Origin of the sequence: Variovorax sp. dw_308 (assembly GCF_019207085.1) — a bacterium.
Lineage (GTDB): Bacteria > Pseudomonadota > Gammaproteobacteria > Burkholderiales > Burkholderiaceae_C > Variovorax.
The window spans coordinates 79,844-95,269 of record NZ_JAATOM010000004.1; the positions used below are offsets into that span (position 1 = coordinate 79,844).

Consider the following 15,426-nt stretch of genomic DNA (forward strand, 5'->3'; position numbering starts at 1 on the left):
ACGGGATGCAGTCCGAAGAGACCATGAAAGCCATTGAAATCACTACGTTCGGCGCCCCTGAGGTGCTGCGCGTCGGCGAGCGCCCGGCGCCCGTGGCGGGCGCGGGTGAATTGCTGGTTCGAGTCGCGGCCAGCGGCGTGAACCGGCCCGACGTGCTGCAGCGCATGGGTCACTATCCCGTGCCGCCCGGCGCCTCCGATTTACCCGGCCTCGAACTGGCAGGCGAGATCGTCTCTGGCGACGCCGTGGCGATGGCCGCGGCCGGCTTGAAGGTCGGCGACCACGTCTGCGCGCTCGTCGCGGGCGGTGCCTATGCCGAACTGTGCGTCGCGCCGGTCGCGCAATGTCTGCCGGTGCCCAAGGGTTGGAGCGATGTCGAAGCAGCGACGCTGCCCGAGACCTTCTTCACCGTCTGGAGCAACGTGTTCGAACGCGGTCGATTGCAGGCCGGTGAAACGCTGTTGGTGCAGGGTGGATCCAGCGGCATCGGCGTGACGGCCATCCAGTTGGCCAAGGCGCTCGGCGCGACCGTCATCGTGACGGCTGGCAGCGACGACAAGTGCGAAGCCTGCCTGAAGCTTGGCGCCGACCATGCGATCAACTACAAGACCGCCGATTTCGTCGAGGAAGCAAAGAAGCTCACCGGCGGCAAGGGCGTCGACGTGGTGCTCGACATGGTGGCCGGCAGCTACGTGGCGCGCGAGATCGAGTGCCTGGCCGAAGACGGCCGGCTCGTGATCATCGCCGTGCAGGGCGGCATCAAGAGCGAGATCAATGCCGGCCTGGTGCTGCGCAAGCGCCTGACCGTCACCGGTTCGACGCTGCGTCCGCGCCCCGTCGCATTCAAGGCCGCCATCGCGAAGGCCCTGCGTGAAAAGGTCTGGCCCTTGCTGGAACGCGGCGCGATCAAGCCCGTGATCCACAGCAGCTTCGCGGCGGCAGAGCAGGGCGGCGCGGCGAAGGCGCACGAACTGATGGAGTCGAACCAGCACATCGGCAAGATCGTGCTGACCTGGTAGGGCAATCAATAGATGACAACTCACAAGAACAAGCTGATCGCGGGCAACTGGAAGATGAACGGCAGCTTGGCTGCCAACTCGGCGTTGGTGGAAGCGCTGAAGCAGGGCGTGGACGATCCGGCCTGCGACGTCGCACTGTGCGTGCCCGCGCCCTACCTGGCGCAGGTGCAGTCGCTGGTTGCAGGCTCGCCCATCGAACTGGGCGCGCAGGACGTGTCGATGCACGCGCAAGGCGCCTACACCGGCGAGCAGTCGAGCGCGATGCTGAAGGACTTCGGCGTGCGCTATGCCATCGTCGGCCATTCGGAGCGCCGCCAGTACCACGGTGAGACGGACGCGACGGTGGCCGCGAAGACGGCCGCCGCATTGACCAACGGTATTACGCCGATCGTCTGTGTCGGCGAGACGCTGGCGGAACGCGAGGCGGGGCAGACCGAAGAGGTGGTCAAGCGGCAACTTGCCGCGGTGATACATGTCAACGGCCATTGCATCAGCGAAATCGTGGTGGCCTATGAGCCCGTGTGGGCCATCGGCACCGGCAAGACCGCCACGCCGGCGCAGGCGCAAACCGTGCACGCGCTGCTGCGTGCGCAGTTGCATCACGCGGCCAGCGAACATGCTGCCGGCATTCGCATCCTCTACGGCGGCAGCATGAATGCAGCCAATGCGGCCGAACTGCTCTCACAGCCCGACATCAACGGCGGCCTGATTGGCGGTGCTTCGCTCAAGGCCCCTGACTTTTTGCAAATCATTGCGGCGGCGCGCTGAGCGTGCGCTGCGGTACGAATCGAACCTGGAGTAAGAACGAATGAACGTGTTTCTCAACATCTTGACGGGCGTGCAGATGCTCGCGGCGCTGGCGATGATCGGGTTGATCCTGATCCAGCACGGCAAGGGTGCCGACATGGGTGCGGCCTTCGGCAGCGGCAGCGCCGGCAGCCTGTTTGGTGCAAGCGGTAGCGCCAACTTCCTCTCGCGCACCACGGCGGTGTTGGCGGCGGTCTTCTTTGCCTGCACGCTGGGCCTGGCCTACCTGAGCCACGCCCGCCCGAGCAGTGGTGGTGGCAGCCTGATCGAACGCGCCGCGGTCAGCGCGCCGGCGCCTGCGCCGGCTGCTCCAGCATCGGGTTCGGCCGCGCAGATTCCGGCGACGCCGGCACCGGCAACGGGCACGAGCGCACCCGCGGCGGAGCCTGTTGCACCAGCAGGTGGCGCTGCCCAGATCCCGGCAAAGTAAATGCATCGTTCGATGCACTCGGTGCAAGAAAACGTTTCATTTCAGGGTAAACTCTGACTCTGTCTGGAAAGCCAAATCCTTCACGGTCCTCATGCCATCCAGATAAGACAAACCGCGGTCGTGGTGAAATTGGTAGACACGCTATCTTGAGGGGGTAGTGGCGAAAGCTGTGCGAGTTCGAGTCTCGCCGACCGCACCAAATCTCACGAGCAGGAACACTTCCTGCTCGTGGCAAGCGGTGATAGAACCTTCCCGATGAACCTCGAAACATACCTCCCAGTCCTGTTGTTCATCCTGGTCGGTATCGGGGTAGGCATTGCGCCCCAGATCCTCGGCTACATCCTCGGGCCGAACCGTCCCGATTCTGCAAAGAACTCCCCCTACGAGTGCGGCTTCGAAGCTTTCGAGAATGCCCGCATGCAGTTCGATGTCCGCTATTACCTGGTGGCCATCCTCTTCATCCTTTTCGATCTTGAGATCGCTTTCCTGTTTCCCTGGGCCGTCGCGCTGAAGGAAGTAGGTGCAGCAGGTTTCTGGGCCGTCGTCATCTTTCTCGCCATCCTTGTCGTGGGCTTCGTCTACGAATGGAAAAAGGGCGCGCTTGACTGGGAATAACAATGGCCATTGAAGGCGTTTTCAAGGAAGGCTTCGTCACCACGTCGTACGACTCCGTGGTGAACTGGGCCAAGACCGGCTCGCTGTGGCCCATGACCTTTGGTCTGGCCTGCTGCGCCGTCGAAATGATGCATGCGGCCGCCGCACGCTATGACATCGGTCGCTTCGGCGCCGAGGTGTTCCGGGCCAGCCCACGCCAGTCCGATCTGATGATCGTGGCTGGCACGCTGTGCAACAAGATGGCGCCGGCGCTGCGCAAGGTCTACGACCAGATGGCGGAGCCGCGCTGGGTGCTGTCGATGGGCTCGTGCGCCAACGGCGGTGGCTACTATCACTACAGCTATTCCGTGGTGCGCGGCTGCGACCGCATCGTGCCCGTCGACGTCTATGTACCGGGCTGCCCGCCAACCGCCGAAGCGCTGATCTACGGGATCATCCAGCTTCAGCAGAAGGTTCGCCGAACCAACACTATCGCGCGGGCCTGAGCACTTCATGACCACTTTTGCGATTGCTCCCGAAGTCCTCAGGGACACGATCTCCAGCGCGCTCGGCGACAAGCTCGCCAGCATCAAGGTGGCGCTGGGCGAGGTCACCGTCACCGTCAAGGCCGACGTCTATCTCGAGGCGATGGAAACATTGCGCGATGCACCTGGCTGCAAGTTCGAGCAGCTCATCGACATCTGCGGCATGGACTACTCGGCTTGGCGAGACACGGAATGGGATGGGCCGCGCTACTGCGCCGTCTCCCACCTGTTGTCGGTATCCCTGAACCAGCGCGTGCGCGTCAAGGTGTTCTGCCCGGACGACGACTTCCCGGTCATTCCCTCGGTGATGCACATCTGGAACTCGGCCAACTGGTTCGAGCGCGAGGCTTTCGACCTGTACGGCATCGTGTTCGATGGCCACGTCGACCTGCGCCGCATCCTGACCGACTACGGCTTCATCGGCCACCCGTTCCGCAAGGATTTCCCGCTGTCGGGCCATGTCGAGATGCGCTACGACGAAGAGCTGCGGCGCGTGGTCTACCAGCCCGTGACGATCGAGCCGCGTGAAGTCACGCCGCGCATCATCCGCGAAGAGAACTATGGAGGCCTGCAGTAAATGGCCGACATCAAGAACTACACCCTGAACTTCGGGCCCCAGCATCCGGCAGCGCACGGCGTACTGCGCCTCGTGCTGGAGCTGGACGGCGAGGTCGTGCAGCGCGCCGACCCGCACATCGGCCTGCTGCATCGCGCGACCGAAAAGCTGGCAGAAGGCAAGACCTTCATCCAGTCGCTGCCGTACATGGATCGTCTCGACTACGTGTCGATGATGTGCAACGAGCACGCCTACTGCCTGGCGATCGAGAAGCTGCTCGGCCTCGAAGTGCCGATTCGCGCGCAGTACATCCGCGTGATGTTCTCGGAAATCACACGCTTGCTGAACCACCTGATGTGGCTCGGCTCCCACGCGAACGATTGCGGCAGTTCCACCGTGCTGATCTACGCGTTCCGTGAACGCGAAGACCTGTTCGACATGTACGAAGCCGTGTCCGGCGCGCGCATGCATGCAGCCTACTTCCGTCCGGGCGGTGTTTACCGCGACCTGCCGGACACCATGCCGCAGTACAAGCACAGCAAGATCAAGAATGCCAAGACCATGGCGCGCCTGAACGAGAACCGCCAGGGTTCGCTGCTGGACTTCATCGATGACTTCTCGAAGCGTTTCGTGAAGCACATGGAGGAGTACCACACGCTGCTCAGCGACAACCGTATCTGGAAGCAGCGGACCGTCAACATCGGCGTGATGACGCAGGAACGTGCCTTGAGCCTCGGCCTGACCGGTCCGATGCTGCGTGGCTCCGGCATCGCCTGGGACCTGCGCAAGACGCAGCCGTACGATGTCTACGACCGCATGGATTTCGACATCCCCGTGGGCAAGACCGGCGATTGCTACGACCGCTACCTGGTGCGCATGGAAGAGATGGCGCAGTCCAACCGCATCATCCAGCAGTGCTCCGCCTGGCTGCGCGCGAACCCCGGCCCCGTGATCACCGACAACCACAAGGTGGCCGCACCCGCGCGCGAATCCATGAAGTCCAACATGGAAGAGCTGATCCACCACTTCAAGCTCTTCACCGAAGGCTTCCATGTGCCGGAGGGAGAGGCCTATGCGGCGGTCGAGCATCCGAAGGGCGAGTTCGGCATCTACCTGGTCAGCGACGGCGCCAACAAGCCCTATCGCCTGAAGATTCGCGCACCTGGTTTTGCGCACCTTGCCGCGCTCGACGAGATGGCGCGCGGCCACATGATCGCCGACACCGTGGCGGTGATCGGAACGCTGGACATCGTGTTCGGAGAGATCGATCGATGAGCAATCCCCACCACACACCTGCGAGCACGCAAGCGATCGACGACGCGATGCTCGCGCTGTTCGCGCGCGAGGTCGCCAAGTACCCGGCCGACCAGGCGCAATCGGCCGTGATGGCCTGCCTGCAGATCGTGCAGAAGGCGCACGGCTGGGTCAGCCTCGAAAGCGAAAAGGTCATTGCCGACTACCTCGGCATGCCACAGATCGCGGTGCATGAAGTCACCACCTTCTACAACATGTACAACCAGCATCCGGTGGGCAAGTTCAAGCTCAACGTGTGCACGAACCTGCCGTGCCAGTTGCGCGATGGCGTGGTCGCGCTGGCGCACCTGGAGAAGAAGCTCGGCATCAAGATGGGCGACACCACGGCCGACGGCCTGTTCACCCTGCAGCAGAGCGAATGCCTCGGGGCCTGCGCCGATTCGCCTGTGATGCTGGTCAATGACGTGACCATGTGCAGCTTCATGAGCAATGACAAGCTCGACCAGCTCATCGACGGCCTCCGTACGGCCCAGGGGAGTGCCTCGTGATGAACGCCGACCAAGTCCTCGCCCAGTTCCAGGCCACTGGCGTCCAGACCTGCTTCCACAACCGCCATATTGAGCCGCAGATCTATGCGGGTCTCGACGGCACCAACTGGCGCCTGGCCGACTACGAAGCGCGCGGCGGCTACAAGGCGCTGCGCAAGATCCTGAGCGAAGGCATGACGCCGGAGCAGGTGATCGCCGAAGTCAAGGCTTCCGGGCTGCGTGGTCGCGGTGGCGCCGGCTTTCCCACCGGCCTGAAGTGGAGCTTCATGCCGCGCCAGTTCCCGGGCCAGAAATACCTGGTCTGCAATTCGGACGAAGGCGAGCCGGGTACGTGCAAGGACCGCGACATTCTGCAGTTCAACCCGCACATCGTGATCGAAGGCATGGCCATCGCCGCGTATGCGATGGGCATCAGCGTCGGCTACAACTACATCCACGGCGAGATCTTCGCGTCGTACGATCGTTTTGAAGAAGCGCTGGAAGAGGCGCGTGCCGCCGGCTATCTCGGCAACGGCATCATGGGCAGCAGCTACAACTTCCAGCTGCATGCGGCCCACGGCTTCGGCGCCTACATCTGCGGCGAGGAAACCGCGCTGCTCGAATCGCTCGAAGGCAAGAAGGGCCAGCCGCGCTTCAAGCCGCCGTTTCCGGCGAGCTTCGGCCTCTACGGCAAGCCGACGACCATCAACAACACCGAGACCTTCGCGGCGGTACCGTGGATCATCATCAACGGTGGCCCGGCTTACCTCGAATGCGGCAAGCCGAACAACGGCGGCACCAAGATCTATTCGGTGAGCGGCGACGTCGAGTTGCCAGGCAACTACGAAGTGCCGATGGGCACGCCGTTCAGCAAGCTGCTGGAACTGTGCGGCGGGGTGCGCAAGGGCCGCCAGCTCAAGGCCGTGATCCCCGGCGGATCGTCGTCGCCGGTGCTGCCCGCGTCCATCATGATGGAATGCACGATGGACTACGACTCCATCGCCAAGGCCGGCTCGATGCTGGGTTCGGGTGCGGTCATCGTCATGGACGACAGCCGTTCGATGGTCGAGTCGCTCAAGCGCCTTTCGTATTTCTACATGCACGAATCCTGCGGCCAGTGCACGCCCTGCCGCGAAGGCACGGGCTGGCTCTATCGCGTGGTCGAGCGCATCCACAACGGGCAAGGCAAGGCGACCGACATGGACCTGCTGAATTCGGTGGCCGACAACATCCAGGGCCGCACCATCTGCGCACTGGGCGATGCCGCTGCGATGCCGGTGCGCGCGATGATCAAGCACTTCCGCCACGAGTTCGAGGCGCTCATTCCGGGCTACGTCCCTGCAGCGGCCGCCAAGGCCTGAGGGACGGGAAAAACATATGGTTGAACTGGAAATCGACGGCAAGAAGGTGGAGATCGTTGAAGGCAGCATGGTCATGCATGCGGCCGACAAGGCGGGAACCTACATCCCCCACTTCTGCTATCACAAGAAACTCAGCATCGCGGCCAACTGCCGCATGTGCCTCGTCGACGTCGAGAAGGCGCCCAAGCCGATGCCGGCGTGCGCCACGCCGGTGACGCAGGGCATGATCGTCCGCACCAAGAGCGACAAGGCCATCAAGGCCCAGCAATCGGTGATGGAGTTCCTGCTCATCAATCACCCGCTGGACTGCCCGATCTGCGACCAGGGCGGTGAATGCCAACTGCAGGACCTGGCGGTGGGTTACGGTGGCTCGTCGTCGCGCTATGAAGAAGAGAAGCGCGTCGTGTTCCACAAGGACGTCGGCCCGCTGATCAGCATGGAAGAGATGAGCCGCTGCATCCATTGCACGCGCTGCGTCCGCTTCGGCCAGGAAGTGGCCGGCGTGATGGAACTCGGCATGATCCATCGCGGCGAGCATTCCGAGATCACCACGGTGCTCGGCGAGACCGTGGATTCCGAACTCTCGGGCAACATGATCGACATCTGCCCGGTCGGCGCGCTCACCAGCAAGCCCTTCCGCTACAGCGCTCGCACCTGGGAACTGTCGCGCCGCAAGTCGATCGCGCCGCACGATTCATCGGGCGCCAACTTGATCGTGCAGGTCAAGAACAACAAGGTGATGCGCGTCGTTCCGCTCGAGAACGAAGACGTCAACGAATGCTGGATCGCCGATCGCGATCGCTTCTCCTACGAATCGCTCAACAGCGACGAGCGCCTGACGCAGCCGATGCTGAAGCAGGGCGGCAAGTGGCAGGCGGTCGATTGGCAGACTGCGCTCGAATATGTCGCGAACGGCCTGCGCCAGATCAAGACGGACCATGGCGCTTCGGCCATTGGTGCCTTGGTGAGCCCGCACAGCACGGTGGAAGAACTGGCGCTGGCCAGCGGCCTCGTGCGCGGCCTCGGCAGCGACAACATCGACTACCGCCTGCGCAACGCCGACTTCACGCCAGCCAGCGGCATTCGCTGGCTCGGTACCTCGATCGCCTCGCTGTCGCAACTGCAACGCGTCCTCGTCGTCGGTTCGAACCTGCGCAAGGACCATCCGCTGTTCGCGCAACGCATCCGCCAGGCTGCGCGCAAGGGTGGGGCGGTTCACTCGATCAATTCGAGCAAGGAACTCGCTTCGCGTGATGCATGGGCGATGTCGCTCGCGAGCGCGCAGACGGCCTCGTCGGGCGAATGGATCGCGGCGTTGAACAATCTGGCCTCGGCCATCGGGGCCGAGAAGGGCGTTTCTGTGCCTGTCAACGGTGATGCCAGCGACGCCGCCAAGGCGCTTGCCAAGTCCTTGCTCGGCGGCGAACGCAAGGCCATCCTGCTCGGCAACGCTGCCGCCCACCATCCGCAAGCCTCGCAATTGTTGGCCATCGCGCAGTGGATTGGCGAGCAGACCGGTGCCAGCGTCGGCTACCTGACCGAAGCCGCCAACACGGTCGGGGCGCAATGGGTTGGTGCCACGCCGAAGAACGGCGGCCTCAACGCAGCCCAGATGCTGACGGGCGGCCTGAAGGCCGTGATCCTGCTGAACAACGAGCCTGAGTTCGACTCGGCCCTCGGCAGCGATACGCCCGCGGGTCTCGAGCATGCGCAGATGGTCGTGACCTTGAGCCCGTTCAAGGCCAATCTCGCGTTCAGCGATGTGTTGCTGCCGATCGCGCCGTTCACCGAAACACCGGGCACCTTCGTCAATGCCGAAGGCCGCGTGCAGAGCTTCCATGCGGTGGTCAAGCCGCAAGGTGGCGCACGCCCCGGTTGGAAGGTGCTGCGCGTCCTGGGCAACATGCTGGGCCTGCAAGGCTTCGACTTCGAGTCGTCGCAGGAAGTGCTGGCGCAAATCCAGGGCGCCCAGGACGTGGCGACGGCGCAGGTGCCGGCGGATCGTCTGAGCAACGCGGCGCCTGCGGGCATCGATCTGTCTGCCGCAGCGCAAGGCGCCTCCGTCGTGCCGGTAGTCGCTGCCATTTATCAACTCGACGGCCTGGTGCGACGCGCGACTTCGCTTCAGCTGACAGCAGATGCCCGTGGCCAAGCAGTGCGCGGCACTGTTCCGACGCTCGACGGAGTGCCCGCATGATCGACGCCATCTATGGTTTTGGCCGTGGACTGAGTTCCGCGAACTGGTGGGTCGGCGGCGGTTGGCCGGTGATCTGGTCGCTGATCAAGATCGTGGCCGTGCTGCTGCCGTTGCTGGGTGCGGTGGCGTACCTGACCCTGTGGGAGCGCAAGTTCCTGGGCTTCATCCAGGTGCGCTTGGGGCCGAACCGCGTCGGTCCCTTCGGCTTGCTGCAGCCCATCGCTGACGCGTTGAAGCTGCTGACCAAGGAATTGATCAACCCGTCGGCGGCGAGCCAGGGCCTGTTCCGCCTCGGCCCGATCATGGCCATCATGCCGGCGCTCGCCGCGTGGGTGGCGATCCCCTTCGGTCCCGAAGCGGTGCTGGCCAACGTCAATGCCGGCTTGCTGCTGATCATGGCGATCACCTCCATCGAGGTGTATGGCGTGATCATCGCGGGCTGGGCGTCGAATTCGAAGTACGCCTTCCTTGGCGCACTACGCGCCTCCGCTCAGATGGTGAGCTATGAAATCGCCATGGGCTTCTGCCTGGTTGTGGTCATCATGGTGTCGGGCAGCCTGAACCTGGGTGACGTCGTCGCGATGCAAGGCAAGGGCACCTTCGCGAACATGGGCCTGGGCTTCCTGTCGTGGAACTGGCTTCCGCTGCTGCCGATCTTCGTCGTCTATGTGATCTCGGGCGTGGCCGAAACCAATCGCCATCCGTTCGACGTGGTGGAAGGCGAGGCCGAGATCGTGGCGGGTCACATGGTCGAGTACTCCGGCATGGGCTTCGCGATCTTCTTCCTGGCCGAGTACGCCAGCATGTGGCTGGTGGCCATCCTGGCCGCACTGATGTTCCTGGGCGGATGGCTTTCGCCGGTCGGCTTCCTCGATTTCATTCCGGGCTGGATCTGGCTGGGCGCGAAGACCTTCTTCGTGGTCTCGCTGTTCATCTGGATTCGCGGCACCTTCCCGCGCTTCCGGTATGACCAGATCATGCGTCTGGGATGGAAGATCTTCATTCCGGTCACCCTGGTGTGGCTGCTGGTGGTCGGGGGCTGGATGCAGACGCCCTGGAACATCTGGAAATAAGCGGAGAGAAAAAAATGACAGCCGTTGCTGCCTCCTCCTTTTCGGTCAAGGACTTCTTCAAGAGCTTCATGCTCGCGGAATTGTTCAAGGGCATGATGCTGACCGGAAAATACGCGTTCAAGCGCAAGATCACGGTTCAATTCCCCGAGGAAAAGACGCCGCTTTCCCCGCGCTTCCGCGGCCTGCATGCGCTGCGCCGCTATGAAAACGGCGAAGAACGCTGCATTGCCTGCAAGCTTTGCGAGGCCGTGTGTCCGGCGGTGGCGATCACCATCGAGTCGGAAGTGCGCGACGACGGTTCGCGCCGTACCTCGCGCTACGACATCGACCTGACGAAGTGCATCTTCTGCGGCTTCTGCGAAGAAAGCTGCCCGGTCGACTCGATCGTCGAAACCCATATCCTCGAATACCACGGCGAAAAGCGCGGCGACCTGTATTTCACGAAGGAAATGCTGCTGGCCGTGGGCGACCGCTACGAAAACGAGATCGCGGCCGCCAAGGCCGCGGACGCGAAGTACCGCTAAACGGCAGACGCCCCGAAGAAAAAAATCCATGGACGTCAAGACTGGCTTCTTCTATCTGTTCTCGGTCGTGCTGCTGTTCGCAGCCTTCCGGGTGATCACCGCGCGCAATCCCGTGCATGCGGTGCTGTACCTGATGCTCGCGTTCTCGCAGGCATCGGCGGTGTGGCTGCTGCTGCAGGCCGAGTTCCTGGCCATCGTGCTGGTGCTTGTGTACCTGGGCGCCGTGATGGTGCTGTTCCTGTTCGTCGTGATGATGCTGGACCTCAACATCGACAGCCTGCGACAGGGCTTCTGGAAGCACTTCCCGTTGGCGGCGCTCGTCGGCGTGGTCATCGCGCTTGAAATGGCCTACGTGTTGATGGGTGGCTTCCGCCAGTTGCCGGCAGCGGCGCAGGCAGCCGCCAGCCAGGTGTCCAACACCAAGGCGCTGGGCATCCTGCTCTACACCGAATATCTTTACCCCGTGCAGATCGCGGCCGTCATCCTCGTGGTGGCGATGATCGCGGCCATTGCGCTGACGCTGCGGGCGCGGAAGGACACCAAGTTCGTTCACGTCGATGACCAGGTCAAGGTCAAGGCGCGCGACCGCATGGCGCTGGTCAAGCTGGCGGCGACACAACCGCCACAAGCGCCGGCCTCCCCGGCCACACCAGCAGAAGGCGCCCCGGCGGCCGCAGCGGAGAAAAAAGCATGACCTTGTCGCTCCATCATTACCTGTCGCTTGGCGCGATGCTGTTCGCGATGGCGGTCGTCGGCATCTTCCTCAACCGCAAGAACCTGATCGTGCTGCTGATGTGCATCGAACTGATGCTGCTCGCGGTCAACATGAACTTCGTCGCGTTCTCGCACTACCTGGGCGACATGCACGGCCAGGTGTTCGTGTTCTTCATCCTGACAGTGGCCGCGGCCGAGTCAGCCATCGGGCTGGCGCTGCTGGTGCTCCTGTTCCGCAACAAGTCGAACATCAACGTCGACGAACTGAACGCACTCAAGGGATAACAAGAGATCACCATGAGCGCAACGCTTTCCGCATCCACCCTGCTGGTCGTGCCATTGGCGCCGCTGGTCGGCGCCGTCGTCTCGGGCGTGTTCGGGACCAAGTTCGCCGGCGACCGCCTTGGCCGCACGGTGACCCATTCGCTGACCATCCTCGGCGTGTTCGTGGCTTTCGTCATCTCGGCGCTGACGCTCAAGAGCGTGGTGTCCGACGGCGCCCGCTTCAACGAGACCATCTACGAATGGATGGTTGTCGGCGGGCTGAAGATGGAGATCGGCTTCCTCATCGACGGCCTCACCGCCATGATGATGTGTGTCGTGACTTTCGTGTCGCTGATGGTGCACATCTACACCATCGGCTACATGCAGGAAGACGACGGCTACAACCGTTTCTTCGCGTACATCTCGCTGTTCACCTTCTCGATGTTGATGCTCGTGATGAGCAACAACATGCTGCAGCTGTTCTTCGGCTGGGAAGCGGTGGGCCTCGTGTCGTACCTGCTGATCGGCTTCTGGTACAACCGCCCGACCGCGATCTTCGCGAACATGAAGGCCTTCCTGGTCAACCGCGTGGGTGACTTTGGCTTCATCCTCGGCATCGGCCTCATCGCGGCCTACGCCGGTACGCTGAGCTACGCCGAGGCCTTTGCCAAGGCCGACAGCCTGGCCAAGCTGACCTTCCCCGGCACCGAGTGGATGCTGATCACGGTCATCTGCATCTGCCTGTTCATCGGTGCGATGGGCAAGAGCGCGCAATTCCCGCTGCACGTGTGGCTGCCCGACTCGATGGAAGGCCCGACGCCCATCTCCGCGCTGATCCACGCGGCCACGATGGTGACGGCCGGCATCTTCATGGTGGCGCGCATGTCGCCGCTGTTCGAACTGAGCGACACGGCACTGAGCTTCGTGCTGGTGATCGGTGCGATCACGGCGCTGTTCATGGGGTTCCTTGGCATCATCCAGAACGACATCAAGCGCGTGGTGGCGTACTCGACGCTCTCGCAGCTGGGCTACATGACGGTGGCGCTGGGCGCCTCCGCCTATTCGGTCGCGGTGTTCCACCTGATGACGCACGCCTTCTTCAAGGCCCTGCTGTTCCTCGGGGCGGGCTCGGTCATCATCGGCATGCACCACAACCAGGACATCCGCTGGATGGGCGGCGTGCGCAAGTACATGCCGATCACCTGGATCACTTCGCTGCTGGGTTCGCTGGCGCTGATCGGCACGCCGTTCTTCGCGGGCTTCTACTCCAAGGACAGCATCATCGAAGCGGTCCATGAGAGCCACCTGTGGGGCTCGGGCTTTGCCTACTTCGCCGTGATGGCCGGCGTGTTCGTGACGGCTTTCTATTCGTTCCGCATGTACTTCCTCGTGTTCCACGGGAAGGAGCGCTACGACCAGAACCCCGACGCGCACCACGACGACCATCACGGCCATGACGATCACCACGGGCACGATGCCAAGCCGCACGAGTCGCCGTGGGTGGTCTGGCTGCCGCTGGTGCTGCTGGCCATTCCTTCCGTGGTGATCGGCTTCATGACGATCGACCCGATGCTGTTCGGCGAATTCTTCAAGGACGCGATCGCGGTCGACGGCACCAGGCATCATGCGATGAAGGAATTGGAAGAAGCCTTCCATGGCCCGGTCGCCATGGCCCTCCACGGCTTCACGTCACCGCCGTTCTGGCTGGCGCTGGCCGGCGTGGCTCTCTCGTACTACATGTACATGATCAACCCGGCGCTGCCGGCCGCGATCAAGCGCATGTTCAGCCCGATCTACAACCTGCTCGAGAACAAGTACTACATGGACTGGTTCAACGAGAACGTCATTGCACGCGCCACGCGCGGCCTTGGCACCGGTCTGTGGAAGGGCGGCGACCAGGCCATCATCGACGGCGCGATCGTCAATGGCTCCTGGAAGCTGGTCGGCCGTATTTCCGCCGCGGTGCGCTGGTTGCAGACCGGCTACATCTATCACTACGCATTCGCGATGCTGCTTGGCGTCTTCGTCCTGATGACGTACTTCATCTGGGTCAAGCCTTAAACGGCAGGCTGGAGAAAAAGAAAAATGGGTTTGTTGAGCCTTGCCATCTGGATGCCGATCATCATCGGCGCCGTGCTGCTGGCGTTCGGTCGCGAAGAGCAGGCGCGCATGGTGCGCTGGGTCGCACTCGTCGGCTCCATCGCGAGCTTCCTGGTCACGATACCGCTGTACACGCGCTTCGACATCACGACTGCGAAGATGCAGTTCGTGGAGAAGGCGAGCTGGATCGATCGTTTCCACATCAATTACCACGTCGGCGTCGACGGCATCTCGCTCTGGCTGGTGCTGCTGACCGCCTTCATCACCGTGGTGGTGGTGATCTCCGCGTGGGAAGTGATCACCGAACGCGTGAACCAGTACATGGCCGCGTTCCTGATCCTGTCGGGCTTCATGATCGGCGTGTTCAGCGCGCTCGACGGCATCCTGTTCTATGTGTTCTTCGAGGCCACGCTGATACCGATGTACCTGATCATCGGTATCTGGGGCGGCCCGAACAAGATCTACGCTGCGTTCAAGTTCTTCCTCTACACGCTGCTCGGCTCGCTGTTGACGCTGGTTGCGCTGGTCTACCTCTACAACACCTCGGGCGGCAGCTTCGACATCCTGAGCTGGCACCAGCTGAAGCTGAGTGGCACCGCGCAGACGCTGTTGTTCTTTGCGTTCTTCGCAGCCTTCGCGGTCAAGGTCCCGATGTGGCCGGTGCACACGTGGTTGCCCGATGTGCACGTCGAGGCGCCGACCGGCGGCTCCGCCGTGCTGGCGGCCATCATGCTGAAGCTCGGTGCCTATGGCTTCCTGCGCTTCTCCTTGCCGATCGCGCCGGACGCATCGCACGAGTGGGCCTGGCTCATCATCGCCTTGTCGGTCATTGCCGTGATCTACGTCGGCCTGGTGGCGCTGGTCCAGCAGGACATGAAGAAGCTGGTGGCTTATTCGTCGGTGGCCCACATGGGTTTCGTGACGCTCGGCTTCTTCATCTTCAGCGACCTCGGCGTGTCGGGCGGCATCGTGCAGATGATCTCGCACGGCTTCGTGTCGGCCGCGATGTTCCTTTGCATCGGCGTGTTGTATGACCGCGTGCATTCGCGGCAGATCGCGGACTACGGCGGCGTGGTCAACACCATGCCCAAGTTCGCTGCTTTCGCGCTGCTGTTCGCGATGGCCAATTGCGGCTTGCCGGCCACTGCCGGGTTCGTGGGCGAGTGGATGGTGATCCTCGGTGCGGTCAAGGCCAACTTCTGGCTCGGCTTCGCGGCGGCCACGGCGCTGATCTTCGGCGCGGCCTACACGCTGTGGATGTACAAGCGCGTCTACCTCGGCGAGCCCGGCAATGAGCACGTCAAGGAACTGTCGGACATCAACGGGCGCGAGTTCCTGATGCTGTCCCTGCTGGCGATTGCCACCTTGTGGATGGGTATCTATCCGAAGCCCTTTACCGACGTGATGAACGCTTCGGTGGGTGAATTGCTGCGCCACGTCGCCGTGTCGAAGCTGCCTTGA

16 protein-coding genes and 1 tRNA gene are annotated in these 15,426 nt (G+C 62.8%); all 17 read left to right on the forward strand.

Annotated elements, in window-relative coordinates; all coding sequences use genetic code 11:
• Positions 1 to 23 precede the first annotated feature (23 nt).
• The 17 genes from HCU76_RS09675 (at position 24) to HCU76_RS09755 (ending at position 15,426) form a co-directional block, all read left to right on the forward strand.
• Positions 24 to 1,019, forward strand: coding sequence for an NAD(P)H-quinone oxidoreductase (locus tag HCU76_RS09675; protein ID WP_213953381.1), 996 nt, complete (start codon positions 24 to 26; stop codon positions 1,017 to 1,019).
• 12 nt (positions 1,020 to 1,031) lie between these two features.
• Complete coding sequence (gene tpiA / locus HCU76_RS09680) at positions 1,032 to 1,787, forward strand: triose-phosphate isomerase (RefSeq protein ID WP_213953382.1); 756 nt, start codon at positions 1,032 to 1,034, stop codon at positions 1,785 to 1,787.
• Between the two features lie 40 nt (positions 1,788 to 1,827).
• Positions 1,828 to 2,256, forward strand: coding sequence for a preprotein translocase subunit SecG (gene secG, locus HCU76_RS09685; RefSeq protein ID WP_213953383.1), 429 nt, complete (start codon positions 1,828 to 1,830; stop codon positions 2,254 to 2,256).
• Positions 2,257 to 2,370: 114 nt separating this feature from the next.
• Positions 2,371 to 2,455 (forward strand) — tRNA-Leu (locus tag HCU76_RS09690).
• A gap of 56 nt (positions 2,456 to 2,511) precedes the next feature.
• Positions 2,512 to 2,871 (forward strand): NADH-quinone oxidoreductase subunit A, encoded by a 360-nt coding sequence (locus tag HCU76_RS09695; protein WP_213953384.1) that lies wholly within the window; start codon positions 2,512 to 2,514, stop codon positions 2,869 to 2,871.
• 2 nt (positions 2,872 to 2,873) lie between these two features.
• Positions 2,874 to 3,356, forward strand: coding sequence for an NADH-quinone oxidoreductase subunit B family protein (locus tag HCU76_RS09700; protein ID WP_140839331.1), 483 nt, complete (start codon positions 2,874 to 2,876; stop codon positions 3,354 to 3,356).
• A gap of 7 nt (positions 3,357 to 3,363) precedes the next feature.
• Positions 3,364 to 3,972 (forward strand): NADH-quinone oxidoreductase subunit C, encoded by a 609-nt coding sequence (locus HCU76_RS09705; RefSeq protein WP_213953385.1) that lies wholly within the window; start codon positions 3,364 to 3,366, stop codon positions 3,970 to 3,972.
• Positions 3,973 to 5,226, forward strand: coding sequence for an NADH-quinone oxidoreductase subunit D (locus HCU76_RS09710; protein WP_213953386.1), 1,254 nt, complete (start codon positions 3,973 to 3,975; stop codon positions 5,224 to 5,226).
• Positions 5,223 to 5,753 carry an NADH-quinone oxidoreductase subunit NuoE gene (gene nuoE / locus HCU76_RS09715; RefSeq protein WP_213953387.1) on the forward strand — a complete coding sequence of 177 codons (531 nt, stop codon included), beginning with the start codon at positions 5,223 to 5,225 and terminating at the stop codon, positions 5,751 to 5,753. Before HCU76_RS09710 ends, nuoE begins: the two co-directional genes overlap by 4 nt.
• On the forward strand, positions 5,753 to 7,093 hold the full coding sequence (nuoF, locus tag HCU76_RS09720; protein WP_213953388.1) for an NADH-quinone oxidoreductase subunit NuoF: 1,341 nt from the start codon (positions 5,753 to 5,755) through the stop codon (positions 7,091 to 7,093). The genes nuoE and nuoF overlap by 1 nt, the downstream gene beginning before the upstream one ends.
• A 16-nt stretch (positions 7,094 to 7,109) precedes the next feature.
• The gene (nuoG, locus tag HCU76_RS09725; protein ID WP_213953389.1) at positions 7,110 to 9,290 is read left to right on the forward strand and encodes an NADH-quinone oxidoreductase subunit NuoG; all 2,181 of its coding nucleotides are present in this window, start codon (positions 7,110 to 7,112) and stop codon (positions 9,288 to 9,290) included.
• Positions 9,287 to 10,363: an NADH-quinone oxidoreductase subunit NuoH gene (gene nuoH, locus HCU76_RS09730; RefSeq protein ID WP_213953390.1), complete on the forward strand. Its 1,077-nt coding sequence runs from the start codon at positions 9,287 to 9,289 to the stop codon at positions 10,361 to 10,363. Before nuoG ends, nuoH begins: the two co-directional genes overlap by 4 nt.
• Before the next feature lie 14 nt (positions 10,364 to 10,377).
• Complete coding sequence (gene nuoI / locus HCU76_RS09735; RefSeq protein WP_218509108.1) at positions 10,378 to 10,887, forward strand: NADH-quinone oxidoreductase subunit NuoI; 510 nt, start codon at positions 10,378 to 10,380, stop codon at positions 10,885 to 10,887.
• Positions 10,888 to 10,915: 28 nt separating this feature from the next.
• On the forward strand, positions 10,916 to 11,581 hold the full coding sequence (locus HCU76_RS09740) for an NADH-quinone oxidoreductase subunit J (RefSeq protein ID WP_218509109.1): 666 nt from the start codon (positions 10,916 to 10,918) through the stop codon (positions 11,579 to 11,581).
• Positions 11,578 to 11,886: an NADH-quinone oxidoreductase subunit NuoK gene (gene nuoK / locus HCU76_RS09745; RefSeq protein ID WP_213953393.1), complete on the forward strand. Its 309-nt coding sequence runs from the start codon at positions 11,578 to 11,580 to the stop codon at positions 11,884 to 11,886. The genes HCU76_RS09740 and nuoK overlap by 4 nt, the downstream gene beginning before the upstream one ends.
• Positions 11,887 to 11,898: 12 nt before the next feature.
• On the forward strand, positions 11,899 to 13,926 hold the full coding sequence (nuoL, locus tag HCU76_RS09750; protein ID WP_218509110.1) for an NADH-quinone oxidoreductase subunit L: 2,028 nt from the start codon (positions 11,899 to 11,901) through the stop codon (positions 13,924 to 13,926).
• 24 nt (positions 13,927 to 13,950) lie between these two features.
• Entirely contained in the window at positions 13,951 to 15,426 is a 1,476-nt protein-coding gene (locus HCU76_RS09755; RefSeq protein ID WP_218509111.1) for an NADH-quinone oxidoreductase subunit M, read from the forward strand.